Genomic DNA, 23,043 nt, shown 5'->3' with positions numbered 1-23,043 from the left:
GCGATGGGCAAACGAGCCAAGACGTGGCGATGGCGCTTGGGGAAGCGCACGTCTCAAGTTGATAGCCGGCATGCGGCTTTTCACGAACAAACGGATTACGGGGTAAGCCTCCTGCAGAACGCAGAAAGCAGCAGCGCCACCGGGCGGCGGCGCTTCTTCACATGCCGTCGGGAAACTGCGGACGGATTTTAGGTGTCGGGCCCAACTTTCGATTAAAAAACGGAGACTTAGTCACCGCGCCCGCAATGCGAGCTTTCACTTAATGGCTGGATATGTTCCAGCGGACGTCGATGCCCCATCCGAGGCGAGCTGTGCCTGCACAGGTTAATTGGACGAGTACGGTTCCGCAACCACTTTTTCGCTGCCGGCCGATCTCCGACATGCGCCGCTTCCAGTATGACGATCGCGATTACAGAGTGACGCATATCCATTTTCGCGACGGCATTGGTCTTACGCCCGATTTTGCAAAGTGACGCGATCCGTCGCGGCCTAAGGTAGTTCGCCGGCATGGCATGATGGTCTGCTGACTTCCCTCCTTCGGTCCGGCTGGCGCCTCGGATTTTGCGCTGGCAAGCTGACCTGATCGAGGAGTGGTGGCGCACAGAAGGTCGCGCTAGTCCGATTACGGAGGGACAGGTGATGGCGGACAAGAAGATAGACCGTTGGCTACCGCTCGAGGAAGCAGCAGCGGTAATGAACCGCAGCCTGAGGATAATCAAAAGTCAGATGCGGAACGGTCGCATCCAGCGCGACCGGCATTTCCGTCGTGTCGGCGCAGGCGAGTTCGAACTGAACGTTACCGAGTACCTCGAATGGCTCAGAGAGGAAAAGGATGCCCGCAAACTGCCTTTCCTCGAGCGCGTGAGCCGCAGTATTGAAGACGGTGACAAAAGATTCGTGAAAGCGGTGACGGAAGCGCGCGCAAAGGCTCCGCCTCCAGCGCCGGCACCCACGACAACAACAAAGCGACGCCCCAAACTAATCCCCATCGCTGTATGGGCGGAAGAAACATTCGGTGAATATGCGCCGCATCGGCACACACTATTAAGCTGGGTCAAGGCGGGAAAGATCTATCCGATGCCCACCAAGGTCGGACGGTCCTATTTTTGCAGCCCAGATGCCGAGTACTTCGATCCGGTGGTACAGAAGATCCGGCGGATGACAGGTGGATCACGATGAGCGAACTGTTCCTGACGGAAGAAGAAGTCGCCGAACTGACCGGCATCAAGACGGGGCGCCGCGGCAAAAGGCGCGAGGAGTTGCAGGCCGAATGGATGCGCACAAGTGGCATTCCATTCTGGGTAAATGCCCGAGGCCGGCCGATCATCGCTCGCGCGTATTTCACGGGGCCGCATAGCGAGCCAATGCCAAGGCGGAAGTCGGTGCCGCAGGCATTGACGGACCAACAGACAAAGAAGTGGCAACCGGATGTTTACAATAACGACGGCAGCCTTAAGGAAAAGAAGCCTTGGACATTACCGACGCTAAAGGAAAGAAGAAAACCATCGTCACGATGAAGCCGCTGTGTCTCGATCTCGAAGACACAGCGCACGCGGTTTCGCTGTCCGCCACGGGCGTTAGGCGCCTCGTCAGGGAGGGCAGATTTCCGAAGCCCCGCCAACTGTCGGGGAGGCGCGTCGGATGGCTCGTGCGCGAGCTCGAGGAATGGATGGAAGCGAGGCCGGTATCGGACCTGTTGCCGCCTCCATCAGGAAAGGATTAACTTGAAAACCGTCTTCCTGCTTCTGGCCCAGTACGACGCGAGGGCAATCATACCGATCGACACAGTGTGCCGAGACTACTTCCCGCACCTGGAGGTCGACAAACTCGTGCGCAAGATCGCACTTGGGGAAATCGCGCTGCCGCTTGTCCGCATCGAGAAGAGCCAGAAGTCAGCGAAGGGAGTCCACATCCAGGATCTTGCCGACTACATTGACGCGCGGCGGGCGGAAGCCCAGAAGGAATGCGATCAGCTTCGCGGCTAAGCGGCTGGCTTCTGTGGAGGCATAGCTCCGAGTCGCGGCTGATCTACACGCCCCGGCATGCAATTCTCGTCTCCAGTCCGTCGCGTTGCGATCGCAATTTCTCAGCCGCATCCACCAGCGCTTCCAAGCCCGCAAGATCACGCTCACACCAGCCAACCCGCTCTCGCAGTGCCACGTATTCCCGTCGTACTGCAATGACGCCGTCGAGCGCCATTAGCGCTTGCTCAACTTCGCGGAGTTGTCGCCGCAGGTCATCTGCCATTTCGATCCTCCCGGCGGATGAACCCGTCCAGTTCGTGCCGGGCCCGCTCGAGCGATTCCAGTGCGTCTTGAGTCTCGTTGCTAATGCGAACGCCGCGGATAATCACGCAGGCCTGCCTGATCCCCATTAGCACTGTTTTGAGCGCGTAGTGGATCGTCCCCGACTCTCCGGGCGTGGCGGGATCGTACGGGGCACGGTTGCGCGCGAGGCGTTCTCTCTCGTCCATAGTGGCCTCGTCAAAGTACTGTGTAAACGTACAGTATCGCGAGCTGCACGTAAAGGCCTAGACTTACCATCCCGACACGAATGCGGAGCGCGCTATGGTCGCTAAGACCGTCCGCCGGACACTTTCCGGTCTGACTTCGGCATTGGCACCCGCACCGAAGAGCAAACGAGGGGTCGCCCATACTCTCCAATCGGCGCAGCAACGCGCCGACGAAGCATGGAGGCGCACGACGCACGGACTTCACAGCACCCACGACCGTAAAGATCCGAAGGCGTGATTTTCGGAAACCAGAAGCAAGACGAGACCTTCCGTCCAAAATGGCGGACTGCGGTTCTTTATTCGAAGAGTGACCCGCTCGACGCCTGATTGTCGTTTCTTAGCGGTTTCCGCGGCGGCAGCGGATATGCGGCCCGTAGAAGTCAAGGGAGGTGTTGTTCAGACCAGAAACCCGATTGCCGGCATGGGTGGCCTATGCGACGCTGGGTGCGCGGTGATCTACCGCGTGTGGTTTGGGCCGCAGTGTTTCCGCGGCTTCTTTTTTGGAATGCAGAAGTGAAAAGCCCCGCTCGGGGCGGGGCTAGTTGCTAACTTGGACGCGGTGAGCGCCGGAGATGCGGACTACGCCAAATCACTGATGTAAAGCTTGGCAATCGCACCGTCCTCATCCATCTCCGCCTTCGCCATGAATGCAAGCGGCGTCTGGCTGGCAAACGCCATCGCATAGGCGTTGTTTGGAAGCGCCCGAATGGGATCGGTGATTTCTGCCTGGATGCGTGTTTCGTCGTCCGGGAATGAAACCTTACAGCCACCGGTTTTCATGTCCATTTCGGAAATCAGGCCGGAGTATTTTCTGGTCGATTCGAACTTTGACGCAGACGGTTTGGCGAAATGCTCCTTGAGAGTTTCGTCAGCCGATACGAAACGTGTCGCGCCTTCGTGCAGATCAATATTCGAAACAGAGCGCCCGATCGGCGCAAGTGCAGACCTGGCAGCCGGACCTAGGGCATCTGCCATCTTCTCGATGGTCGCAATCAGTTTGCCGGTAGTCTCGGCCTGATTCGCCAGCGATTTATCAAGAGCATCCTTTAGCAGTTTCATCTCTTGTTGGTCGCGCCGACTAAGTACATATCCAATCACAGGGGCAAGCAGCGTTGCACCGGCTCCAACGCCCGTCCACAAGGTTCCCGAGGACAGGGCGCTCGTGATTGTCGCCCATACCTCGTAGCACTGATGCTCGCCCGGCTCCCTCGCAAGCACCTTCACCGACAGGCTGTCGAACTGCTTGTTGTATCGCCCGGTTTCCACGAAGTTTGCGCATACAGCCAGGATACGCGCAAAACCCTGGAGGGACAATCCAAGCTGGTTGAGATCGATCTCATGATTGGCAGCATCGCCGCCCTCATAACGGATCGCTATCGTTTCGAATTGACTTGTCATTTTAGTCTATTTACGGACTCACTGCCTCAGGCACTTCCTTAGCTCCGGCATCACTCCCACTCCGCAACGCCGCGATGGCCAGAGCATGTTCCTGAATGGTGTTCACTGAAACTATAGGTGCCGTCGCCGCAGTGTGCCGTGGCACCGGTCGGAACGCCGCCATTGGTCGCGTGAGCAGGCGAGTGGACTTTATGCCCACTCCGGTTTGTGTAGTGCCCATGCTCCCGGAGCTCTGATTCTCTGGGATGTTGATATGCCGCGTTCGCTGAAACCAGCGAAAACGACAGCAACAGGAGTACCGCCAAGCGTTCCATATGTCCCCCGAAGGTTATTTTTTAGCAGATAGCCGCCTCCGGTACTTCTGGCGCTTGGGTATCAGGACTGCTCGACGGCCTCTGGCATCGCATTATGCCCCTTTTTCAGATGCAGATAGTCGCCCCGCCATGCATCATCTTCCGGGGCTCCGGCAAGCACTGGGCGTCGTTGTCGGCTGCGCGTTCCTCGTCGCGTTCCGACTGCACAAGCCGCCGCTCTATCCGGTCTGGATTGAACCCTTGCTCAATGAGGGTCGTCGAAGCGAGGCCGAGGAAGCGGTGGCTAGTCAGGGATGTGCGAGTATGTGCGGTCGATAGTGACGACCGCAGCAACGCTCGCATAGGACTCCTCACCGCCGCGGGGACGGACATGTCCGATGACGACCGGTTACGTACATCGGTAAATGCTCTGTACGAAAATTAGCAAATGCCATTTTGTACATCAACGCCAATTCGTACGTTAATTTCGTACACTGACATACTGGCACTTCTAGTGCTGGGGACCGGACTCGAACTGGCAAGGGAGAAACGAGTGGCCACCAAATCTCAGCGCACCATCGTCACGATGAAGCCAATTTACCTTGATCTCTCGGGCGTGGCCGAAGCGCTTTCCTTGTCCCCCACGACCGTACAGAAGATGGTCCGGGAAAAGACATTCCCAGAACCACGGCTCTTGTCTGGGCGCCGGGTTGCCTGGTTGGTGCGAGAGGTGGAGGAGTGGGCAGATGCGCGCCCGATCGCGGACCTGTTGCCGCCACCAAACACCGGCAGGCAAAAATAGAAGGGCCGCCCGAAGGCGCCCGTCTCTCCGTCGTTAGTTTAAGCGATGGTTGTCGACGCCGTTGGCAGCGCGCTCGAGCTACCAGCAATCACCGACTTCAGCGCATAGACGTAATCACGCACTGCGGCGGCGAAGTCCGTGAAATTGCTTTCACTGAACGTGTGCATCATGCCCGACGTATCCGGGTAGTTAAACGTCGTAGCACCTCCAGGGAAGCCCTTTCCGGCGTTCAGGCTCGTTTCGATGGCGATGATGTCCATCTGGCTCACTTGGTCGACGGCGTAGGTGGCATCAATCGCCTGCGTCGCAGTGCTCGCAATAGTCAGCCCGGCTGCCATGGCTGCCATGGCAGACTGAAGCAGGGCCTTCGCAGCAAGTTCAGCCTCTGTCGGCTCGGGCACGGTGTACGGCTTGAGAGTTGCAGGGACCGCAAGGGTAAATCCCTCCGCTGCCGTAAATGCGTACGCGCCACCCGAAGTCTGTGAAACGACGACGTCATCTTCAAATGCCCAAACCTGTTGATTCGTTGTATCAATGAAAGTCTGCATTTTTTCGCCTTAACGTAATTCAGCCCACGCCGTAAGCGTAGGAACGGGTGTTCCGGAAAGAGATACGACATATGATTGTCCGGGCGGGACAACTGCCCCCACCCATGCCGCCATACCCGGTGAAACCGGGCCGCCCGTGGTGGACGCAACTACGCCATTCACGGAGATACTGGCCGTTCCACCGCTGGCGATACTCACGGTCGCCATCACGAAAATCGGTTTGCTCGTCGAATTTGTGTAGGTCGTGCCGGCCGCTCGTGAACCAGTAAGGACTGTCCAAGACTGCCCAAGCCCCAAGGCCTGCCCCAGCTGCACGGCATGCTGGCTTGCGGTGCCGGGGGCGACTTGAAACGTATTCGACGGATTGCCCGTCGAAACCGCCGTCGTCCCTACCGTGAACGCGCAATAAGCGTAGTCACCCACATTCCAGTTCAGTGCGCTTGTGCCTTCCTGCGCGCGCGTCACGGTCAGCGAGCTTCCGCTGATTGCCGTCACATAGACAATTTCGTAGTTCAGCCCCGTCGACGCATCGTTGAGCGTAAGCGGCATGATCTGGCCGGCCGAAAGAGTCGGCAGGTTCGCAGCGCTCGATAGAGCGATGGTGGTCGACGCCGACGAGATCGCCGAGGCGAGCTGCGTGTTGACGTTGTTCGCAATGACGTAAGTCGTCATGTCTGTATTACCTCAGGAAGTGCCGCGAATGCGGACGGGAAATGAAAAGGCCACCCGAAGGCGGCCTATGTTGATGTCCGGCGGCGATGCCGCCAAGCTATCTGGAGGGTGTGGCGATCTACGTGTGGGTGAGTTGCCTATGACACCTCCTGCTCGTTGGCAAGAAACTTGGCGCATCGCTCATGCTCCGCGGGCTGCTCGGTTCGCGATGCATCTTCGTCCGTATGCGTGGCGTCATTTTCTTGCTGGGGAGTTACAGCACGCACAATGAGTGGCGTGGTATTAAGTGCTTTTCCGTTAAGGATCATTTTGGCTTCCATGTGTTTTGGCTTTCGACCACTGCGCATGATCAATTTATCGATGTGGGCAGCCGATTGTTATTTGCGCGGATCGATGCGGGCTGCGCCGCGGCGGGCACGGATTACGGTGCAATCACTCACAGCTCCTCCAGACGCTTCCGGCAGGAACGCAACATGTCGTTCATGCGCTTGCGCATCTCGATCCACTCGCGGCCACGCAGTCCGTGTTTGTGTGCGTTCTGTGAAGCAATAGCTTTGCCTATGTCAGTCGCCGGTCCTGTGGACCGCTCCCACGGCCGCCATCGTTTGATCGCCTCGGCTTGAGCCGCTCGCCGCTCCGGTGTCCAGCCTTTCGCCATCCTGATGCTCCAATAGTTCGTTCGTCGGGACCGGCTTTTCTCCCGTGCGCGTGTGCGCGTGCGTACTGGTCGCGGTGGGCGCGGTGCCGTGGTTGTTGATTTGCTGATTACCGCTCGTGATATTCGCCTGCTTCACGAACGAGACCGGCGCACGCGGGTTTTTGATATCACCCAATGTCCGCAGAGTGCTTGCCGATTGCTGCTGGCATTTCAGGGCAAGGCGCATATAGCTTTCGGTTGCACCCAGGTGAGTACCTAGATTCACAGAAGCACGGTGGGCAAATTCCCCAAACAGCGTATTGAGCGCAACGGCCTGACTGACGAGCAACACCTCTACGCCCGACATATCGCCGGCAGTAACCTGCCCCGTCAGACCGCGTAGCGCCTCAGCAAGCTCGCCAATCGGGATTGATTCGGTAGCCAGTGGCGGGACGAACATACTCATCAATTGCGTGGACGCCAATTGTCCGGACACTGTGATACGCGCCAGCCTCTCAGATCTCAACTTGGCTTGCTCCGGCGTCCGCACCGTGGCGGGCGGGTCTGCTGGCACGATTGCTTCCGGGTTTCTTTTCTTCATTTACCGCCCTCCCGTAGTTGGCCAATGGCCGCTTCCAGCTCCTCATCCGTGGCGCCGGCCATAGCCTCCCGTGCCAGCGATTCGAAGCATCGCGCCTCCGCGCCGTTGGCGGCCATTGTCAGCAGGGCACCCGTGTTCGCAAACCCGCGACGGCGCGCACCGTCCAGTAGCTGGCTAACAGCCCCAATGGCTCGGCCTCGGTCGTCTTCCTTGGCGTTGGCGTCGAACGCCTTGGTCAGGACGATACACAACCGGTCAACCGCGCTAACCCGCTCGCTGGCCTGTGCCCTCTCTTTCGCACGTGGTTTCTTTGTCGACGCCACGCTCACTCCTGTTCGTCAGCGAGTGAGGCCACAAGGTCCGCTACCAAATCGGGGCGGGTCTGCGCCTCCGCTACCCATCCGAGGATATGGCGGCCTACATCCGCGTACTTCATTGATGGGGCAACCGCCCTGCTTACGCTCCCGTGCCCGCTGGGGGTGGCTACCAACGATACCTCGCCCGGACCTTCAAGCTTGATCTCGACGGTAAGCCGTACCGCGCCACCATCACTGCCTTGGTACATGAGCTCGAGAAAGTCGCGCAGCACCCGCGCCTCGTCGCTTACGCCGCGCTCATATTCGTGCGCAAGATGGTATTGCTCATCGAGCGTGAGGGGTATTTTCCAGCGGGCGTCGTCCGTCTCGGCAACCACATGGCTCGGTAAACGCGGTGCCTCGGCGGTAATCGTCACGTCACGCTTTGCGCTGTCCGTCGTCGTGTCTGAGTTGCTGTTTTTGTTGAATAGCTTCATTCCGATGTTTCCGTGTTTGGTTTGGTCGCGTCCAGTATCGACAACAGATAGGAGTTCAGCTTGTCGGCGCGGATATAGGCCCGCGGCATCCAGGCGGGATTAGGACGGGCCCGGTGACGCACCCAGGCGTGTCCGGCTTCGTCCGATGACTCTATGTGTACCCAGATAGCGCTCATGGGGCATCCCCAACCCGAAGCCTCCGGATCTCGTCGGTCAGGCATTTGGCCTGTGCTTTGGCGATTGCCGCTCGCGTGAGCTTTTCCGCCAGCAAGTGACGGTAACGGTCCATCAGGTCGAAACCCTCGAATGCCGCCATAGCGAGCGATGCATCAGACGGTGACCGCCGCCCATCCAGGAATGCCCGGTAAATGTTCGCCGCCGACTTTGACCCGCCAGCAATGGACCACAGATCACCACGCTTTTGCTCGAGGTGACGAATGCGCGCCTGCACGTCAACGGTGCTCGCTTCCCTGACCTCAGGCATGCTGCACCCCCTCATTCGCTGCACTGGGTATGGCAACCTCTAGATACTGACCGTGTGGCGGTCTAGGCGGGGTATCGGAATTTGCGCGCATAGGACCGTGGTGCGGTCTAGCAAGCTCAACCCTTTGACCGTGTGACGGTCGTATGCTGGCGGGCTCTAGACCGCCGTGCGGGGGTCTCACTTCAATTTTTTGTGCCGCCAAAGTGACGTAGGAACGGACACTGATATCTAGCCCGTCCTTCACATCAAGCTGTCGCCAGCTCAGCGCGTACCAGGCCGCGCGATTCGGTTTTGCGCCCTGCCGAGTCTCCACCAGCAGCCCCAACTCGACCAGTTCGCGCTTTGCTTTGGTCAGACCGTCCCGACTATTCCAGCCCAACGGTTTTAACGCCTTATCGCAGATGACTAACGAGCCGTTGTTGCGGCCGTTGTACTGAAGCAGCACATCTAGCAGGAGCGCGCGCGATCGGTGCGACGCTGCTCGAAATGAAGGATGGTTCATCACCCAAAACGGAACGCCGACGAAGCGCTCGCTTCCTTTACCCTTGCGATCCTTCATGCTGCCGCCCGCTTTGGTTCGGAGATCAAGACGTAACGAGCCGTTCTCATGTGAAACAAGCCATCGCCGCCGTGCTTGTTTTCAGGGATGCTCGCAATATCGAACCCGTCTTCTTTCAGGTCGGATATTCGCGTCGGCAATTGCACGAACCCGCCGGCTGCGCGACCCTCTAACGAACCCAATCCACGGCTGCCCTGCAGACGCAAAATTGCCGCCAGCCGCTCGCACTGCGCGGTCGTTTCAGTCGATTGGACGTCAATGCCATTTGATTTCCAGAACTGCCGGAGCGCGTGATAATATCGACCCATCCGCATTTGAATTGACGCTGTGGATTCGCCCCCACGAATCACAGGCTCTTTAGGAAAGCTCGCACCGCGCGGGCTTTTTTTTCGTTCATTCATTGCGCGATCTCCTTATTCCGCCTTGGCGCTGTCGTCAGACATACGGCGTTCGGTGATCAATGCGTGGATCTCTGCCGAGAGAAACAGGTTGCGGCGATTAGGCGCTTTTAGGGGTTTAACGCCCCACAGAGACCCGGTTCGACAAATCCGGGCATTAATGGATTGTGGTTTAACGCAAAAAAGCTGCGCAACCTGGTGCGTATCTAGGTATTCAATTGCGTCTTGAGACACGGCGAATCGCTCCTTTGGAGGAGTTGAGGAGAAGAGGACGCACGAACGCGGCCCGGGTGGGATGACGCGAGTTTTAGTTTTAGTTTGAGAGGTACTACGGAAGACTTGCCGGGGTCTGGATAGTCCCGGTGGACGGCGCTATGGCCGATTGAACATCTGATTCTCAACTACTGGACCCCGGAGCGATCCGCGGCCCATCTCGAAGCGCGCCAGACTGGGCGCACTTCTTCAATGTATCTAAATTGAATTAGAACATACCTCGTTTTGTAGCGCAAGAACTTTTTCAGTAGTCCTTACTGGATCATGCCTGCCGCACGAAGTGAACTATCAAGCTCGGCCCACGCTTCGACCTCGAGCCTTTCCAGCTCGGCTTTGATGAGCAGGATTTGCCGGTTTGCTGTGACGCGGTGCATTCGGGCGTGGTCAGCGATCTCCTGAACCGTTTTGCGCTCGCCAAAGAATTTCCGGATGGCGGCTACAACCACAACGTCGACCACGACCGCATGGGCCTGTGTTGTCTCGATAAACCGGCGTACCTCGTCAATCGCAGCCAGCCATACAGCACTATCTTTCAGCTGGGCGCCGGCAGTGCCGCCACCGTCGCATTTGACCTGGTGTGGCACACAGCGGGCTATCAACGCCGCGACTGAATGGTCGCTCATCCACTGAAGCCGGGACTTAACCATACCCGCTTGCGCCGCCCCATCAAGGCCGACCAAGCCACGGCCACTACCAATTGCCCCTTCTTGAGCCAGGCGCGCCAATGCCGATGTCGCGTATTGATCACACTGGTAGTTCAATGCGAAGACAAGCGCCTCGCGGGCATCACGGAAAATTCCACCTTCAATAGCTGCGCTCATACTGCCTCCCCTGCTGCACGCACGCGCATGATGGTCTGACGGGTTGTTTTGTAGATGCGGGCAAGTTCTGACACGGAAACACCTTTGGCTAGCTGCTGGCGGGCCTCCTCCTGCTGTTCGGGTGTGAGAGCCGGTTTGCGACCCAGCACCTTTCCCTCAGCCTTTGCTCGAGCCAGTCCGGACTGTGTACGTTCGATCAACAGATCGCGTTCGAACTCCGCAACCGCGTTAAGCACGCCCATAGTCATTCGGCCAGCAGCGCTCGTCAGATCCACACCACCCAATGCCAAGCAGTGCACGCGCACGCCCATTTCGGAAAGCCGGTCGACCGTTGCTCGCACATCCATCGCGTTCCGACCCAGCCGATCCAGTTTCGTGACGATTAGTACGTCGCCCGATTCAAGCCGGTCCAGCAACTTCGAGAAGCCGGGCCGCTCGCTCGCCGCAACGCTTCCGCTAATGCATTCGGTAACGATGCGCTGCTTACGCTTGTCTTCCTCGATCGCAAAGCCGGCGGCTTGAATCTCGCGCAACTGATTTTCGGTAGTTTGGTCGGATGTCGAGACGCGGGCGTAGATGAATGTGCGTGACATTTGTTGAACCCCGTTGATGTACGTTGACGATGTACGAATCATATAGGATGTACTTTTAATGTCAAGGCTATTTTTCGTACACTACTTGAGAAACATGTACGAAATCGAACGTTATCGGACATAGGTAAGCGCTGCATCGCGACCGTGGTCGACAGCAACGTTCGGAGGGTGGCTGCGTCAGATTGGCGCCGAGCGCAGCGACGCGGCGACACGCCACGGCAACAACTCATCAACCCGGCTGATTGGATGGCCCACGATTTGGGCGAGGATGTGACCCAGATACCCCACCGGCGATGTGATCGCCGGCGCGAAGAATTACATCATGCTGGTGTGGAGGGCCGCCGCCGGATTCTCAATTAGGCAGCGGGCGAGTCAGCAAATAGTCATTGCCCTACTGCCCGGTCGGCGTCGCGGACAGACGTTGGTAATTCATCCAGCCAGTAATGGGATTACCTGGTTCATGAAGTGTGACGCATCCGACCTTCTGATCCAGCGTCGCCGGGTCGCAATACGGACCTGAGTATGTGACTCGAGCCCATGGCGTCTGCGCACCTGATGCTTCCGTAACATTGCGGATTGATGCCGTTTCGACGCTGACCTTAGCGTGCTTTGGAATTACTATCAATGCTGAACAGGTTGTGCCAAGACATGATCGGAGGTTCATGTCCAGCGGGCCTAGCCACATATCCGTTGTCCCTTCGGAGATTGGTCTGGAGGAGGTTGGCTGAGCAACCACTATCTGCGGTTCAGCCGGTTGTTGTGTAGCCACCTGTTGGGGCGGCATCGCGATATGTCCGCCATCTTGTCCCTGGCCAAAAGGAATGAGTTGTCCAGATACAGCATCTTGGAACATCGCTCCCACGATTGAGTCGGGAGTAATCCGTAGCGTCTCCGTCTTCAATATGACGTCACCCGATAGAGTTTCCGATTTCGCAAATTCGCAAGGTGCGTGACAACTGACACGATTGACAAAACCGGGATTATTTAAGTCGGTGCCCAATATGAGGATTACAAACGTCCCATTCCTGTTGCCCTCATAGCGCATCATGATGAGCGGCTTCGTAGCCGTCCCGTTACGAACGTCCTCCTCGCTTAGGGCAGGCTCATACCCGTAGGTGCCGCTATCGACCATGGCGTAGCTATGGCTCGGTGGCTGCGGCTCGGCCGGTTCAAGCGCTGGCGTAGGAGCGGGCGCCGGTACGGGCGTCGCGGCAACTGGGGGCGCAGAAGCCGGCTGGCTGGCAACTGATGGCTGATTCCCCGAATCCTTTCCACATCCAGACAAAATCAACACTGCTACGCTGAGGCAGCCAAGTGTCGCCGTTATCTTTATCATTTGTTCCCCCTCCCCATTTGACCGCTTATTTTTTGCTAGGTACGACAAATCTACCGCAGCCCGTGGATTATCGTATTGTGGCTTCGCGTTATCCGACGACATTTATGCCGAGCGGCGCCAATTCTCTGGAGGCCTCCGTCAGCAAGGGGTTCCGGCGCCCCCCCGATCCGCAAAGGCGCTGTCAAGGTAGACGACGGTTTTGGGGTGCTTCGACGAGCCATGTCCGTCGTCCATGGGGTTGTTTCAAACCACTGTATTCATGAGGTTTGTTTCGCGACTATCCACGCAGCCCTTTAGGGACTAAAGAAACTCGGCGCACACGCTGCCGATACCGTATATGGAGTTGTTTCGAAAACGCTCGAAACCGTGGTAACCGCTTGGTAACCGCTTGGTAACCGCGCGATGGTAACCATCGGTTTCGCTGCGAACCTTGCTGCGAACCTCTGCGGTGCGAACCTGCTTTTTTGTCCGTCAGCCTGCAACTTTCCGTGCGTACCGCGCTGCGTACCTCGGCCGTGCATACCGCGCCTCAATGTATGCAATTCGCAAGCTATGCCGTAATGTTGCGCTCGGCGTTCGGATCTATCTGCGTACTTATCTGCGCGGAAATCGTTCCGAAACTTCCGGCCGCGCCGGCCCTTTCCCCTTTGCCGCCCATGCCTTCCCGCCAATCCGACCGTTTCGAAACCGCGCGGAAAAGTGCGAACTAATTTGCGGCAAAATTCGGCGTTTTCTAATCTCGAAGTCGTCTTCGATAGAATCTAGAGAACGAACACAGACCAAGAGGGGACCATGATGAATCGTTTGTGGATTGCTGCACTGCTGGCGGTGCCAACGCTGTCGTTCGCCCAAGGGATGCCAGAGAACTGCCGAGCGCCAATGGCAAATTCCATGGAGTTGTCGGCTATACCGCAGTTGCTCCACATCGCTTCGGACGGCCCGAAAATCATGGGAATCGTTCCGACCGGCAATTCCCATGCACGTCAAATCGGTAATGGCCGCTACCGAATCGACTGCACGATTTCCGTTTCTTGGGACGACGGCCACGTCGACAAGAACTATCGATTCAGCGCATGGGAGAAGCCGGACGGCGGCTATGACGGAAGTTATGGTCCCAGTCGAGCAGCTTCCGTGAACTCGTCCGCAACTGAGCGGCAGGCTAACCCGGCGACTGTCGAACAGCGGGTCGCTGCGGCCGTGACAGCGCATGGCAGTGACAGCATGATATGCAATCCATCGCGCAACAGATATGAGTGCGGTACGCCTGTGGTGAGCATCGGAAAACTGGCCGCTGCCTTGCTATCAACCGCAGGCACGCAGGCGGCGTGGACAAACAGCGGTGGTCTGCCAGTGAAATGGACCAAGCAGAGCGATATACCAAGCCGTGACGGCATCCTAGTGTTCGAGAACGGCGCAATTGGCGATATTCATATCGCTCCCAAAGGTGATGGCTTGACCCAGATCGGCATCGGCACAAACGATTGCACGTCCATTGATTCGAGCGTATGCACTGGCGATATTCGGCAAGCGCTCGAAAGCGCAGGGGTCACCGTGCAGCGAGTATGCCAGGGCGACTCAGGTCCGCAATATCAGGTATCGGGGCCGCGCGGTGTACCCGCCGTTATTACCTGGCGCGTTTCCGGGCCTGATATGGCGAGGATGCGCGCTGCCACTACCTACATGGAGATTTTTCCCGGCATGACGACGGAACAAGATACTACCGCCGTCGGAGGATGCAAGGAAGACACGGCTATCTGAAACCAGCGCGCCGCCCGCGCAATCTGGGTCCAGCGTCAGGCCGGTTTACTTTGACCGCAATGTGCGCCGGTTTCCCTGAAAGAACCGCCTAGCAAGGATTTCAGGGAAATGAGCGATCGGAATCCGTCAAGGCTGGGTCAAGGTAAATCCCGTCACGGCCTTGTCTTGCTCGCGCGCTCACGCTCCTCGCCGAGTATCTCGAACAGCGCCGGGCGGAGCGTCGGCTCCGAAATCCGTCACGCAGCGCCCAAGCGCATCACCGCGCCCCGCACGGTCAGTCTCGCTTCGTGCCGCCGTAACCATTTGCCCGTGTCGGCGGGGTCAATCAGACGCGGACTGCCGAAGCGCCAGATAGTCCGCGCGCCTGCGTTCTCGTGCAGCCACGTATCGAGCGGCACCTGGCGCTGAATCTCAATTTCTCCGGTCATCGCGTCGGCGCTGCGAAGTCGGAGCGTCACAGGCAGCTACATGACTCTTCTCTAACGTCTGAAATGGCGGGGTGGCTATTCCTGACACTCGCTCTTACACTGCGGCCAATTGACCTCATTAGGTGACGCCATGGGTAGCAAAGAGTCGAAGTCAGAGACGTTCGAATGGAAGTCGACCGTGTACGACATATCAGCCATTCTGTCTGAAATCGAACAACGGTTGCTAATCCCGCGCCTGACCTACATCGGGAAAGGTTTAATGGATTGGTATTTAACTGAGATGCTACGATTCGACGATGAGTCAACGCCAACCTCGGGACGGGACCGCGTTACCCTTAGCCGGAGCCATGTCGAAACTGTCGCCCAGAGTGGCGCACTAAAGCGCCCAATAATCGTGGCCGATGTTGGCCCCGACTCGAGTGGCATGACAGAGGTTCGAGATGATGGATCGTGGCACGGAACGTACGTGGTTATCGACGGCAATCACCGACTGGCGTACGCGCATCTCAATAGTGTTACGCGCCTTCCGGCCTATTACCTTGAGCGAGAAGACATTTCGCGCTTCATCCTGTCGATTGACGGCTACGAACTTGTGACATAGCCCTTGGCCAGTGTGCGCGTAGTCGAATTGTACTTTCAAATACGTTTCAGCCAGTCATGCAGGCCCGAAGCAAAGCCGTCACCTCGCGCTGTTGCTCGCGCCGGTCTTGCTCGTCGCCGTGCCGTACAGCTTGCCGTTTGCAGTCCGCCAATCATTCTTCTCCTCGTTACCTTCGGTCATTGGTTCACTGCCGATTCACTGAATTGCCGGCGCAGTGCCGCCGCTTTCGCCTGTGAGCAACCGAGATACCGCCGAATATCCGCCACGGTCGCGCGCACACGTCCGGCTGCGATCTCGCTCGCCAGTCGCGTCACCTCGCTTTCTGGATCTTCCGACTGAAGCGTCACAAGCTCGTCGACCGGCGCGTGACGGGTCGTGACTGCCTCGTTACTCGCCGTGACTGGCGCGGTCTGAGCGGACGTGACTGCGCCGGCCGCCCCTGAGTCACGGGCCTGAAAGGCCACGAACCAGAGCAAACAGGCGACGCCCTCGAGCACGCCGGCAAACGCCAACCCTGACACCAGGTCAACCCGCGACTCCGGGATGCCGACGAACGCCGCTACCCTAGTTGTGACTGGATCGGCGCGCATCGCGTCACGCAGCGTCACGGCATGATCCTGCTGAACTGTCAGCCGGTCTTCGGCCGCTTCCCGTCGTTTCGTTTCAGTCGCTTCTACGTCAAGCGCGTCGAGCTGTGCCGTGAGCGTCGCCCGCTTCACCCGCGCCGTCGCGCACCCGCCGATGCACCGCTGCGCCGTAAAGGTCGCAAGCTCAGCGACCGTCGCAGCACGCTCATCGGCAATCTCCGTCAAGCCGCGACCGGTCGTGACGATGCTGGCGGGCACCGCGACTACCGCGGCCCGAACCTCCCCGGCGTGCTGCTGAGCCATCAGGAAGAATGTGGCGTGACCGTAGCAAGTCGCAACCATGCATGCAGCCCATAGGATTCCCCCAACCCAGCGAACCGCAACGGGCGAGGCTTTGCAGAGTGCTGGCAGCAGATGAGCACTTACGACCAGCACCGCGCCGATCGCGACCCACAGCAGGCGCTCCGACAGCCAGCCGCCACGCTGCCATCCGGCGAGCACCGAGATACAAACTGCCGTGCCGGTCGCTGCGATCGCCAAGCAAAGCCCGGATTTGCGAAGCGCATCCATATCAATGGTCATCGGTATGCCCCCACTGCGACTGGTCCAGTGCGGTTCGCGTCGCAGCCTCAGCGCGCGCCGCCGACAGTCGTTCGTTGAAGTGGTACAAGTCGGGCAACAACGCCGACAATGGAGCGCGCACAGCAGTAGCCAGCACCTCGTCCAGCAGTGAGCTCGGCCAGCACTCAAGTCCCGCTAGTTCCTCGATCATGCCGATCAAGTCCACGCGCATATAGCGGGCGTCCAGCACAGTCATGCTTTCGCGCCACGGCCAGAACAAACCTCGGTAGCGTGGCTCTACCGTCCACGAGAAGCGCTCGGAAAGCGCATCATCGGAGTCGATGTGTCGCCCCATACCGTAACTGACGGCGAAATCTAGGCAAGCTGGCCATTCGATCTCTGGCTGATCACGGCCGTCCTGAACCTGTGCCGCATCGATCTTCTTAGAAAGCATATTTGCCTCCAGCGTTTTGAGTGGGGACAGCGGGGACGGTGGGGACAGCCTTGCTGCACAAGGATTTGCCGTGTCCCCATTGCTGTTGGGCTAGTGGGGGCGGCGGGGACAAACGTGTATCCGGCGTCCATCCGGAGTACAACTCGTCCCCGGTGTCCCCGGTAGATCTCGTGAAGTGGGGACGCCTGCAAGGCTTGCCACATAAGGCCGCCCCCGTTGTCCCCGTTGTCCCCGATCGAAATTGCGATAGCACTTGCATCATTCGCCCTCTGTCAGCTTTTCCGGGTTGACGTGATACAGCTTCGTCTTTCGACCGTCTGGGGTACGCGTGCTTTTCGTATGCCGCCCGGATTCGCTGTCAAGCGCATCAGCCTTCGCAAGCGCTGCCGTCACGCGAGACATGTCGTAACCCTTCGTCGCTTCCCGCAGGCCGCCGGACGTGAACAGGTACAGCCTGCCGCCGCCGTCCTGCTTCCAGTACCCCGCTCGGTCGCGAACAAGGTCCGCGCTGCCCTCGATACTGGAAAATCGGCTATCGGCGTGTCTGTCGATGAAGTCGGAGACGGCGCGCAGGATCGCCGCGTGCTCCGCGCTGTGGCCGTTGGTCGAGCGACGATTGCGCCAGAGATTGAAAGCGTGGATCGCGGACTGAATTGGCTCACCACTGACCCACGGCGTCACGCCCCACAGCACAGACAGTTCGCCTGCCAGCGCGCAGATAGCGAAGGTCCGCGCCGCCCGCCGCTCCTGCCCCTCCGCCGCACCGAAGCGGTCGACAAGCGGTTGAAGCGAGTCGGTCAGTCTGAAGCCGGTGCGCAGGTTACTGACCAGTGCTTCAACAAATCGAGGCCCTGCATGGCCGTAGTGCTTCGCGGAAAGGTTGCGAACGTCATCCGACAGCACACCCCCAGCGGGCCGCCCGCGTAGATCGTCGAATAAGCCGTAAGCACCATTCACGGGAATGTCCAGAATGCGTAACTCCTGACCGGCTTTGGCTTCGATGCCGCCGGCGCCCATTCGCGCCCCGATCGTAAGCTCGCCGGTCGACAGCAGGAATACGCGCCAGCGTGTCGCCTGCCGCGCCTCGCCGTGCCGGTTAGCTCGCGTTTTGCCCATGCCATTGATAAGTGCGTATGCTGATTCGTACAGGCTTTTCGGGTCGATCTCGCCCAACTCATCCAACGCAAGCAGAGTGTCGGAATGGAGCGAGCCAGCGCCCTCGAGCCCGTTTGCCGTGGCGCGCCACGTCCGTTTGAACGCCGGACCGCCCCATACGCTGATTGCCGCCAGCAGGGCAGTAGTCTTGCCACTTGATGAATCGCCATACAGGTGCACGCCGCCGCCGTCGACGTTTAGCGAACCTAGCAGCGGACCCGCCAGTGCCGCCGACATCGCCAGCATGAGCAACGGATTGCCCGTCGCCAGCGCAGCGAGTTCGCACCAGCCCTCAAACGTGCCGGCGCTCGCATAGGGTGCCGTGCGGCCTGATGCCTGAAACCAGATATCGTCCGCACCAATCACCGCATCCGGCAAAACGAATGCATCGTCGTGCCAGCCGGTTACGCTGGCGGCTCGCATTGTCTCCTTGGGAAACTGACCGGCGATATAGCGAAGAATCGCGCCCTTGTCGTGCAGGTCGAACACCAGCCCCTCGCTCAGCAGTACACCGCGAGCCTCATTGCCATCCCCCGCGAGCATGGACATGGGCATAGCCCACTTTTTCCGCTTACCGGCAGGGGAAAGGATTTCAAGGAGCCGTCCATACTCGGCGTCCTCACGGTTGCGCGTCACGGCCTTGACCGTCATCGGCGTGCAGATCCACTTGTCGATCATCGCGGGCGGTGAGTCATTCTTCCCCGGCTTCACTCCATGCCAGTAAACTCCCGGCTTGACCTTGCTCCCGCCTACCCTGTGCCACCCTTCATACACACGCCAGCATGGGCGTTCATCCAGTCCCGGAAAGCTCAGGTCATCGATTAATCGGTCGGCGGATTGAGCATCGGCCTGCGAATCGACCACCGTGGACTCCGGTTCGTCGGTTGACGCGACAGCCACGTCGATGCAACGCTTCACCGCATCGGCACCAAGCGCGACATGCAGGTCGTTGAAGTCCGTTTGATCTTCCTGCCGGTCAGATCCGAAATCGGGCAGAGCGAGGGCACCGCCGACAGCCTGCGCGGCTTCGAACGCTTGTTCCTGACCGTTTCCAATATCGCCCAGCACGGCGATCTCCGCCGCCGGATAATCCTGTCGCATTGCTTCAGCTACCTTTCTTAGATTGCCTGCTGACAGTGCCGCAACGGCCGCACAGCCGGTCGCAACGTGAGCGGAAAGCACGGTTGCTACGCCTTCGCCGATGAGGATGCGATCGATACCGGGTCCTATCTTTGTTACCGCCCAGTGCCCGCCAGCCTTGGCACCACCAGACAGTGCCGATTTGCGTCCGGCCTCATCGATAAATTCAAGGGTCGTGACAATCGAACCAACGTGCACACGAGCGACGAGGATGCGCCCCGTCAGCACCTCGTTCGATGACGACGGTTTATAGCCGATCAGGCCGGCCAGCTTGTCGGCGCTAATCTCGCGCAGTGTCTGCGGAGCGGCCAGCCCCTTGCGGAACAGGTAAGCGTGGTCATCCTCTGCCGGCTTGGCCCTGCTCCAGACGGCGAGTGCAAGCGTTACCGCGTGCGCCCGTTCCCTCGCGCGCTTCTCCTCGGCATGCCTGGCTCGGGCCTGACGCTCCGTGCGTCGCCGCTCGAACTCGGCGGAATCGATCGGCACGGATGGATGCGACCGAGTGTCGAAGCCGTGCTTCTTCGCGATATCAAACAAGGTGCCGATCCCAATACCGCGGCCCGGTTGCACGGAGCGCCACGTATCTTTTACGTCCGTTACGACATACGCCTCAGCACCCCGACTCCACGCGTCGAATAGGTCGAACCCCGCGTCGCCCATCTCATCCTTAAGGGCCGCAGCGACACGCCACCACTGTTCGCGCTCTACGTCTGGAGGAATTGTCGCAAGCGCCGCTTCGACGCGTTGCTGCTCATCTACGATTGCGTTCATTCGCCCCCCCATGAGGAGTCCTCATCGGAGTGGTCACGCGAAAACCCGCAATCCAGATCGCGCGCCATCACCGACAGCGCCGCCGTTTCAGCGGCAAGGCTATGGAGGATCTCGAAAATCGACTGCTGCTCGTGGGACAGAATATTGTCGAATGCCTCGGCGCCCGACGGCCCGGTCAGAAGGTTTGTGAGCGCGTACAGGCGCTCGGAAATGACCGCGGCTTCGCCGACAGGGTTTTGGCAAACGGATGCTCGAACGACCGACACCGTGCCGCTAACGTAAATTACCTTCAGGCCAAAATCGGTTTGCTCGTAACGTGGAGTGGGCTTATTCATGGCGCACCCCAATCTCGCCAATGATGTTCGCCAATTCACCCGCCATGTCTGAACAGGCCCACAGGAAACCGTTCTGCAAAGAGTCGGAGAGTATGCGAAAGCTTTCGCCCACCTCGCCTGTGGTGACTGCAAGTAGCGCGTCGAGTTGGGTTGCCAATTTTTGAGCGCGATCAAGATTGCTGAGGGATTGATCGGGTTTATTCATGGCTCACCTCCAGGCAATCAGTCCGCGTGAACGTCTCAACGAGGCCCGAGACTTCGCGAGCGAGTTCCTCGGCCAAGCCGTAGACGATGACCATGTCCGCGTGCTCGTCATCCAATTTGCATGATTGGAACACCGATAGAAGCGCGGTTAGTTGTCCGGAGCGCACCTCGGCATAGGTGCGAATGTCGTATCCGCTATGTGTCACGCTTACGGTGCCATCCTTCGGGCAGTGTTCGAACGTAGGAAGCTTAATCATGGCCGGCCCCTGCAAAATATTCGCTTTCCGACTCCGCGCGTTCTGCGGAATAGCCAGTCATCTCACCGCCAATTTGCGCCATGAGAAAAATCTGTGCTGGGTCGCCGCAGTTGACTAGCATTTGAATCACTCCAAAAAGAGCATTCGCCTGCTCGATGGCGCGTTGCGCACCGGCCAACTCAGCCGCAGCACGCTTTGCCATTTCGGTTGCGGAGAGTTGCTTATGCATGGCGCACCTCCGTAAGCGCTTCTTCGAACTTGCTGGCCATGTTTTCGGCCTCGCCGCGCCAACTCGTGGAGAGATACCGCGCTAGGCCTGCCAGTTCTTTGATTCGTAGAAGTTGCAGCCATGGATCCGAATCTTGACTCCCGGTGTGCTCGTCGATGTGAAGGACCAGAGTGTTGATCCAGCCGAGTACTTCAGCCACAGCGCCCAGATCGTCGGTTGCTTCGCGCAGCACGTCAGCGCGAGTCGGCATTTTGTCGACAATGGTCTTAGCCATGGCGCACCTCCGCACGGGACTTCTGAGCAATCGACACAGCGATCTGACGGGCAAATGCGTCATTGAATGCTTCGCGGCGTGCGGCATCGCCCGCGAAAACCGTGTCACCGGCTACCAGGTTGCGGAAGCGGAGATCACGGGAGTCGGCCATGCTCATCGGTGCGCCAACGAGCCACAACTCGGCAGCATTGCGGCCAGCGTATGCGAAGAGTGGAAATCTTTCGGTGAGACTATTCGGGAGAGGTGCGTGGTTGGAGCGACTGCGGGCCAGCTGCTCGATCAACTCGAGCACGTGCTGCGGCATCGTTTGATGCTTGAGTGTTTTGTCGCCGTCGTCCCAGCGAACGGCGGCTGAGCCATCGGGATAGACTTTGACGGCGGTTCCGGTGCGACGAAGCCAGATGCTGCGAACGCGATCGCCAGGTTGGATATCAGGTGTTTGAGTTTGCTCAGAACGAGCGGGGGTACGGCGCAACATAATGCGGCCTCCAACGTTGGGGTTGAAAGCCCGCTTCCCATCGCCAAATGGGTGGGCGGGCACTGGACGGGGTTGGCGAACCGGAACGTTGGCACCGGCAGACCCGAAGGTCTCCCCACCCAGGCCCGCCCGTTGATCGTAGGGGCGCGCGAAGGCGTACGGACGTAAAAAAACCGCGCTGAGGCGGTTGTCCGCCAACATTCTCAGGTCGCCAAACCTGGTCGCTGTTGTTTCAGCGACGAGCACAGAATAGCGCTGCCGGTTTACGGGCGTCAACAAGTTTTTTTCGGCCATTAAGCAACCCCCCGCTTGGTTTGCTGCGGCGAGTAAGCGTTCGCGCTGGGCGGCGGCAGAGTTGCGGTTCATTGCACACCTCCGAGCAACCTGCCGGCCGTCGCGGCGAAGGACATGGCCGCATCCTTCGCTTGTTGATACGCCGTCTTGTGGTCGGCACCGCCGGAGATCGCGGCATGGATCGTATTGCGGATCACAGCCTGCAGGTTGATAACCATCAACTGTTGGCTATCCGTGAGCTTGTCGCGCATCCCAGCGCCAATGCCTGCCGCCTTGTTGACCAGCTTGTTGGCGTTGCAATGGAACACGTCGTCTCCGGCCACGCTGCCTCGGTCGTGAGCGAGTTGGGCCAGCGCCATCACCTCGTCGTGCAAGGCGTGATAACCGGGCAGGTATGCTGCGTCGGTCAGGGCGCGGCGTTCGCGGGCTTCGCGGAATGCCAGCACCAACTTGAGCTTGAGCGCGCGGACGCGATCCGTGTTGCGACTGTAGGCCAGCAGCAGATAGCACTGATCCTCGCTCAACAACACGAAGCGTTCCGGCTGCCCACGCCCCTGTATTTCTCCGATTTCAAATCGGAGTATTCCGAGCGCCTTGAAGTCGTCGGCGTAGTCGGTGATGCTGCGCATCGAGCTTTCATGCTGGACGCCGAGGTGCGCCGCGATAATCCGACTATCGACCCGTGATTCGCCGCGTGACTCTCGAAGCGCTAGCGCGGTATCATTAGCCGTGGTCGTCGGGGTCGCGTACTTGCCAGAGTCGCGGCCCTTTTGCTTTTGTGTGGTCGTCGGCATCGC

Annotated in this window: 34 protein-coding genes; 7 read left to right on the top strand and 27 right to left on the bottom strand. The window is 59.0% G+C overall.

Going from position 1 to position 23,043, the window contains the following annotated elements; genetic code table 11:
• Positions 1-639: 639 nt before the first annotated feature.
• From HHL24_RS17175 to HHL24_RS17160, 4 genes are read left to right on the top strand one after another with little or no spacing between them, the layout of a single operon-like run.
• Entirely contained in the window at positions 640-1,179 is a 540-nt protein-coding gene (locus HHL24_RS17175; protein WP_206002898.1) for an excisionase, read from the top strand.
• Positions 1,176-1,517 carry a DUF4224 domain-containing protein gene (locus HHL24_RS17170; RefSeq protein WP_169486633.1) on the top strand — a complete coding sequence of 114 codons (342 nt, stop codon included), beginning with the start codon at positions 1,176-1,178 and terminating at the stop codon, positions 1,515-1,517. Before HHL24_RS17175 ends, HHL24_RS17170 begins: the two co-directional genes overlap by 4 nt.
• Complete coding sequence (locus HHL24_RS17165; protein ID WP_169486733.1) at positions 1,514-1,723, top strand: helix-turn-helix transcriptional regulator; 210 nt, start codon at positions 1,514-1,516, stop codon at positions 1,721-1,723. Before HHL24_RS17170 ends, HHL24_RS17165 begins: the two co-directional genes overlap by 4 nt.
• A 1-nt stretch (position 1,724) precedes the next feature.
• The gene (locus HHL24_RS17160; protein ID WP_169486632.1) at positions 1,725-1,985 is read left to right on the top strand and encodes a pyocin activator PrtN family protein; all 261 of its coding nucleotides are present in this window, start codon (positions 1,725-1,727) and stop codon (positions 1,983-1,985) included.
• 43 nt (positions 1,986-2,028) lie between these two features.
• Here HHL24_RS17160 and HHL24_RS17155 read toward each other — a convergent pair whose 3' ends face one another.
• The 4 genes from HHL24_RS17155 to HHL24_RS17140 all read right to left on the bottom strand — a co-directional run bounded on the left by HHL24_RS17155 (position 2,029) and on the right by HHL24_RS17140 (position 4,224).
• Entirely contained in the window at positions 2,029-2,247 is a 219-nt protein-coding gene (locus HHL24_RS17155) for a hypothetical protein (protein ID WP_169486631.1), read from the bottom strand.
• Positions 2,237-2,473: a hypothetical protein gene (locus tag HHL24_RS17150; RefSeq protein ID WP_169486630.1), complete on the bottom strand. Its 237-nt coding sequence runs from the start codon at positions 2,471-2,473 to the stop codon at positions 2,237-2,239. The genes HHL24_RS17155 and HHL24_RS17150 overlap by 11 nt, the downstream gene beginning before the upstream one ends.
• Positions 2,474-3,091: 618 nt before the next feature.
• Positions 3,092-3,910 (bottom strand): DUF7946 domain-containing protein, encoded by an 819-nt coding sequence (locus tag HHL24_RS17145; RefSeq protein WP_169486629.1) that lies wholly within the window; start codon positions 3,908-3,910, stop codon positions 3,092-3,094.
• 50 nt (positions 3,911-3,960) lie between these two features.
• Entirely contained in the window at positions 3,961-4,224 is a 264-nt protein-coding gene (locus HHL24_RS17140) for a DUF3761 domain-containing protein (protein WP_169486628.1), read from the bottom strand.
• A gap of 532 nt (positions 4,225-4,756) precedes the next feature.
• On the opposite strand from HHL24_RS17140, the gene HHL24_RS17135 reads away from it, so the two are divergent.
• The gene (locus HHL24_RS17135) at positions 4,757-5,005 is read left to right on the top strand and encodes a helix-turn-helix transcriptional regulator (protein WP_329606690.1); all 249 of its coding nucleotides are present in this window, start codon (positions 4,757-4,759) and stop codon (positions 5,003-5,005) included.
• 38 nt (positions 5,006-5,043) lie between these two features.
• On the opposite strand, the gene HHL24_RS17130 is transcribed toward HHL24_RS17135, so the two are convergent.
• From HHL24_RS17130 to HHL24_RS44805, 12 genes are all read right to left on the bottom strand, one after another.
• Positions 5,044-5,553, bottom strand: coding sequence for a hypothetical protein (locus tag HHL24_RS17130; RefSeq protein WP_169486627.1), 510 nt, complete (start codon positions 5,551-5,553; stop codon positions 5,044-5,046).
• Positions 5,554-5,562: 9 nt separating this feature from the next.
• Positions 5,563-6,225, bottom strand: a complete 663-nt coding sequence (locus tag HHL24_RS17125) for a hypothetical protein (protein WP_169486626.1) — start codon at positions 6,223-6,225, stop codon at positions 5,563-5,565.
• A 563-nt stretch (positions 6,226-6,788) separates the two neighbouring features.
• Entirely contained in the window at positions 6,789-7,463 is a 675-nt protein-coding gene (locus tag HHL24_RS17120; protein ID WP_169486625.1) for a hypothetical protein, read from the bottom strand.
• A complete protein-coding gene (locus HHL24_RS17115) occupies positions 7,460-7,786 on the bottom strand; it encodes a hypothetical protein (protein ID WP_169486624.1) in 327 nt (108 codons plus the stop codon). The genes HHL24_RS17120 and HHL24_RS17115 overlap by 4 nt, the downstream gene beginning before the upstream one ends.
• Before the next feature lie 2 nt (positions 7,787-7,788).
• Positions 7,789-8,256: a hypothetical protein gene (locus HHL24_RS17110; protein WP_169486623.1), complete on the bottom strand. Its 468-nt coding sequence runs from the start codon at positions 8,254-8,256 to the stop codon at positions 7,789-7,791.
• Between the two features lie 172 nt (positions 8,257-8,428).
• Positions 8,429-8,740, bottom strand: coding sequence for a hypothetical protein (locus HHL24_RS17105; protein ID WP_169486622.1), 312 nt, complete (start codon positions 8,738-8,740; stop codon positions 8,429-8,431).
• Positions 8,733-9,299, bottom strand: a complete 567-nt coding sequence (locus tag HHL24_RS17100) for a hypothetical protein (RefSeq protein ID WP_169486621.1) — start codon at positions 9,297-9,299, stop codon at positions 8,733-8,735. The genes HHL24_RS17105 and HHL24_RS17100 overlap by 8 nt, the downstream gene beginning before the upstream one ends.
• Complete coding sequence (locus HHL24_RS17095) at positions 9,296-9,700, bottom strand: helix-turn-helix domain-containing protein (protein WP_169486620.1); 405 nt, start codon at positions 9,698-9,700, stop codon at positions 9,296-9,298. The genes HHL24_RS17100 and HHL24_RS17095 overlap by 4 nt, the downstream gene beginning before the upstream one ends.
• A gap of 12 nt (positions 9,701-9,712) precedes the next feature.
• On the bottom strand, positions 9,713-9,931 hold the full coding sequence (locus HHL24_RS17090; protein WP_169486619.1) for a DNA-binding protein: 219 nt from the start codon (positions 9,929-9,931) through the stop codon (positions 9,713-9,715).
• A 293-nt stretch (positions 9,932-10,224) separates the two neighbouring features.
• The gene (locus tag HHL24_RS17085) at positions 10,225-10,791 is read right to left on the bottom strand and encodes a hypothetical protein (protein ID WP_169486618.1); all 567 of its coding nucleotides are present in this window, start codon (positions 10,789-10,791) and stop codon (positions 10,225-10,227) included.
• A complete protein-coding gene (locus tag HHL24_RS17080; protein WP_169486617.1) occupies positions 10,788-11,384 on the bottom strand; it encodes a recombinase family protein in 597 nt (198 codons plus the stop codon). The genes HHL24_RS17085 and HHL24_RS17080 overlap by 4 nt, the downstream gene beginning before the upstream one ends.
• 177 nt (positions 11,385-11,561) lie before the next feature.
• Positions 11,562-11,672: a hypothetical protein gene (locus HHL24_RS44805; RefSeq protein WP_329606688.1), complete on the bottom strand. Its 111-nt coding sequence runs from the start codon at positions 11,670-11,672 to the stop codon at positions 11,562-11,564.
• Positions 11,673-13,512: 1,840 nt separating this feature from the next.
• Here HHL24_RS44805 and HHL24_RS17075 point away from each other — a divergent pair.
• Positions 13,513-14,478 carry a hypothetical protein gene (locus HHL24_RS17075; protein WP_169486616.1) on the top strand — a complete coding sequence of 322 codons (966 nt, stop codon included), beginning with the start codon at positions 13,513-13,515 and terminating at the stop codon, positions 14,476-14,478.
• Positions 14,479-14,714: 236 nt separating this feature from the next.
• On the opposite strand, the gene HHL24_RS17070 is transcribed toward HHL24_RS17075, so the two are convergent.
• A complete protein-coding gene (locus HHL24_RS17070; protein WP_169486615.1) occupies positions 14,715-14,936 on the bottom strand; it encodes a hypothetical protein in 222 nt (73 codons plus the stop codon).
• Positions 14,937-15,036: 100 nt separating this feature from the next.
• On the opposite strand from HHL24_RS17070, the gene HHL24_RS17065 reads away from it, so the two are divergent.
• Positions 15,037-15,507 carry a ParB N-terminal domain-containing protein gene (locus HHL24_RS17065; RefSeq protein WP_169486614.1) on the top strand — a complete coding sequence of 157 codons (471 nt, stop codon included), beginning with the start codon at positions 15,037-15,039 and terminating at the stop codon, positions 15,505-15,507.
• Between the two features lie 176 nt (positions 15,508-15,683).
• Here HHL24_RS17065 and HHL24_RS17060 read toward each other — a convergent pair whose 3' ends face one another.
• The 10 genes from HHL24_RS17060 to HHL24_RS17015 all read right to left on the bottom strand — a co-directional run bounded on the left by HHL24_RS17060 (position 15,684) and on the right by HHL24_RS17015 (position 23,040).
• Complete coding sequence (locus HHL24_RS17060; RefSeq protein WP_230417492.1) at positions 15,684-16,676, bottom strand: hypothetical protein; 993 nt, start codon at positions 16,674-16,676, stop codon at positions 15,684-15,686.
• Complete coding sequence (locus HHL24_RS17055) at positions 16,666-17,109, bottom strand: hypothetical protein (RefSeq protein WP_169486613.1); 444 nt, start codon at positions 17,107-17,109, stop codon at positions 16,666-16,668. The genes HHL24_RS17060 and HHL24_RS17055 overlap by 11 nt, the downstream gene beginning before the upstream one ends.
• Positions 17,110-17,367: 258 nt before the next feature.
• Entirely contained in the window at positions 17,368-20,175 is a 2,808-nt protein-coding gene (locus HHL24_RS17050) for a DUF927 domain-containing protein (protein WP_169486612.1), read from the bottom strand.
• Positions 20,172-20,510, bottom strand: coding sequence for a hypothetical protein (locus HHL24_RS17045; RefSeq protein ID WP_169486611.1), 339 nt, complete (start codon positions 20,508-20,510; stop codon positions 20,172-20,174). The genes HHL24_RS17050 and HHL24_RS17045 overlap by 4 nt, the downstream gene beginning before the upstream one ends.
• On the bottom strand, positions 20,503-20,715 hold the full coding sequence (locus HHL24_RS17040; RefSeq protein WP_169486610.1) for a hypothetical protein: 213 nt from the start codon (positions 20,713-20,715) through the stop codon (positions 20,503-20,505). Before HHL24_RS17040 ends, HHL24_RS17045 begins: the two co-directional genes overlap by 8 nt.
• Positions 20,708-20,971, bottom strand: a complete 264-nt coding sequence (locus HHL24_RS17035) for a hypothetical protein (RefSeq protein ID WP_169486609.1) — start codon at positions 20,969-20,971, stop codon at positions 20,708-20,710. The genes HHL24_RS17040 and HHL24_RS17035 overlap by 8 nt, the downstream gene beginning before the upstream one ends.
• A complete protein-coding gene (locus HHL24_RS17030; RefSeq protein WP_169486608.1) occupies positions 20,964-21,200 on the bottom strand; it encodes a hypothetical protein in 237 nt (78 codons plus the stop codon). The genes HHL24_RS17035 and HHL24_RS17030 overlap by 8 nt, the downstream gene beginning before the upstream one ends.
• Positions 21,193-21,474 (bottom strand): hypothetical protein, encoded by a 282-nt coding sequence (locus HHL24_RS17025; RefSeq protein WP_169486607.1) that lies wholly within the window; start codon positions 21,472-21,474, stop codon positions 21,193-21,195. Before HHL24_RS17025 ends, HHL24_RS17030 begins: the two co-directional genes overlap by 8 nt.
• A complete protein-coding gene (locus HHL24_RS44060) occupies positions 21,467-22,318 on the bottom strand; it encodes a hypothetical protein (protein ID WP_230417491.1) in 852 nt (283 codons plus the stop codon). The genes HHL24_RS17025 and HHL24_RS44060 overlap by 8 nt, the downstream gene beginning before the upstream one ends.
• Positions 22,315-23,040 carry a Rha family transcriptional regulator gene (locus HHL24_RS17015; protein WP_169486606.1) on the bottom strand — a complete coding sequence of 242 codons (726 nt, stop codon included), beginning with the start codon at positions 23,038-23,040 and terminating at the stop codon, positions 22,315-22,317. The genes HHL24_RS44060 and HHL24_RS17015 overlap by 4 nt, the downstream gene beginning before the upstream one ends.
• Between the last annotated feature and the right edge of the window lie 3 nt (positions 23,041-23,043).

The sequence above is a fragment of the Paraburkholderia polaris genome (assembly GCF_012927345.1).
GTDB classification, from domain to species: Bacteria; Pseudomonadota; Gammaproteobacteria; order Burkholderiales; family Burkholderiaceae; genus Paraburkholderia; species Paraburkholderia polaris.
Note: the sequence above shows the minus strand (reverse complement) of the source record. Positions and strands in the feature narration are given on the sequence as shown.

What these genes read in the sequence shown, in the direction of transcription:
- HHL24_RS17175 (WP_206002898.1), top strand. Translation starts at nt 640, where the DNA reads ATGGCGGACAAGAAGATAGACCGTTGGCTACCGCTCGAGGAAGCAGCA.
- HHL24_RS17170 (WP_169486633.1), top strand. Translation starts at nt 1,176, where the DNA reads ATGAGCGAACTGTTCCTGACGGAAGAAGAAGTCGCCGAACTGACCGGC.
- HHL24_RS17165 (WP_169486733.1), top strand. Translation starts at nt 1,514, where the DNA reads ATGAAGCCGCTGTGTCTCGATCTCGAAGACACAGCGCACGCGGTTTCG.
- HHL24_RS17155 (WP_169486631.1), bottom strand. Translation starts at nt 2,247, where the DNA reads ATGGCAGATGACCTGCGGCGACAACTCCGCGAAGTTGAGCAAGCGCTA.
- HHL24_RS17150 (WP_169486630.1), bottom strand. Translation starts at nt 2,473, where the DNA reads ATGGACGAGAGAGAACGCCTCGCGCGCAACCGTGCCCCGTACGATCCC.
- HHL24_RS17145 (WP_169486629.1), bottom strand. Translation starts at nt 3,910, where the DNA reads ATGACAAGTCAATTCGAAACGATAGCGATCCGTTATGAGGGCGGCGAT.
- HHL24_RS17140 (WP_169486628.1), bottom strand. Translation starts at nt 4,224, where the DNA reads ATGGAACGCTTGGCGGTACTCCTGTTGCTGTCGTTTTCGCTGGTTTCA.
- HHL24_RS17130 (WP_169486627.1), bottom strand. Translation starts at nt 5,553, where the DNA reads ATGCAGACTTTCATTGATACAACGAATCAACAGGTTTGGGCATTTGAA.
- HHL24_RS17125 (WP_169486626.1), bottom strand. Translation starts at nt 6,225, where the DNA reads ATGACGACTTACGTCATTGCGAACAACGTCAACACGCAGCTCGCCTCG.
- HHL24_RS17120 (WP_169486625.1), bottom strand. Translation starts at nt 7,463, where the DNA reads ATGAAGAAAAGAAACCCGGAAGCAATCGTGCCAGCAGACCCGCCCGCC.
- HHL24_RS17110 (WP_169486623.1), bottom strand. Translation starts at nt 8,256, where the DNA reads ATGAAGCTATTCAACAAAAACAGCAACTCAGACACGACGACGGACAGC.
- HHL24_RS17105 (WP_169486622.1), bottom strand. Translation starts at nt 8,740, where the DNA reads ATGCCTGAGGTCAGGGAAGCGAGCACCGTTGACGTGCAGGCGCGCATT.
- HHL24_RS17100 (WP_169486621.1), bottom strand. Translation starts at nt 9,299, where the DNA reads ATGAAGGATCGCAAGGGTAAAGGAAGCGAGCGCTTCGTCGGCGTTCCG.
- HHL24_RS17095 (WP_169486620.1), bottom strand. Translation starts at nt 9,700, where the DNA reads ATGAATGAACGAAAAAAAAGCCCGCGCGGTGCGAGCTTTCCTAAAGAG.
- HHL24_RS17085 (WP_169486618.1), bottom strand. Translation starts at nt 10,791, where the DNA reads ATGAGCGCAGCTATTGAAGGTGGAATTTTCCGTGATGCCCGCGAGGCG.
- HHL24_RS17080 (WP_169486617.1), bottom strand. Translation starts at nt 11,384, where the DNA reads ATGTCACGCACATTCATCTACGCCCGCGTCTCGACATCCGACCAAACT.
- HHL24_RS17075 (WP_169486616.1), top strand. Translation starts at nt 13,513, where the DNA reads ATGATGAATCGTTTGTGGATTGCTGCACTGCTGGCGGTGCCAACGCTG.
- HHL24_RS17065 (WP_169486614.1), top strand. Translation starts at nt 15,037, where the DNA reads ATGGGTAGCAAAGAGTCGAAGTCAGAGACGTTCGAATGGAAGTCGACC.
- HHL24_RS17060 (WP_230417492.1), bottom strand. Translation starts at nt 16,676, where the DNA reads ATGACCATTGATATGGATGCGCTTCGCAAATCCGGGCTTTGCTTGGCG.
- HHL24_RS17055 (WP_169486613.1), bottom strand. Translation starts at nt 17,109, where the DNA reads ATGCTTTCTAAGAAGATCGATGCGGCACAGGTTCAGGACGGCCGTGAT.
- HHL24_RS17050 (WP_169486612.1), bottom strand. Translation starts at nt 20,175, where the DNA reads ATGAACGCAATCGTAGATGAGCAGCAACGCGTCGAAGCGGCGCTTGCG.
- HHL24_RS17045 (WP_169486611.1), bottom strand. Translation starts at nt 20,510, where the DNA reads ATGAATAAGCCCACTCCACGTTACGAGCAAACCGATTTTGGCCTGAAG.
- HHL24_RS17040 (WP_169486610.1), bottom strand. Translation starts at nt 20,715, where the DNA reads ATGAATAAACCCGATCAATCCCTCAGCAATCTTGATCGCGCTCAAAAA.
- HHL24_RS17035 (WP_169486609.1), bottom strand. Translation starts at nt 20,971, where the DNA reads ATGATTAAGCTTCCTACGTTCGAACACTGCCCGAAGGATGGCACCGTA.
- HHL24_RS17030 (WP_169486608.1), bottom strand. Translation starts at nt 21,200, where the DNA reads ATGCATAAGCAACTCTCCGCAACCGAAATGGCAAAGCGTGCTGCGGCT.
- HHL24_RS17025 (WP_169486607.1), bottom strand. Translation starts at nt 21,474, where the DNA reads ATGGCTAAGACCATTGTCGACAAAATGCCGACTCGCGCTGACGTGCTG.
- HHL24_RS44060 (WP_230417491.1), bottom strand. Translation starts at nt 22,318, where the DNA reads ATGAACCGCAACTCTGCCGCCGCCCAGCGCGAACGCTTACTCGCCGCA.
- HHL24_RS17015 (WP_169486606.1), bottom strand. Translation starts at nt 23,040, where the DNA reads ATGCCGACGACCACACAAAAGCAAAAGGGCCGCGACTCTGGCAAGTAC.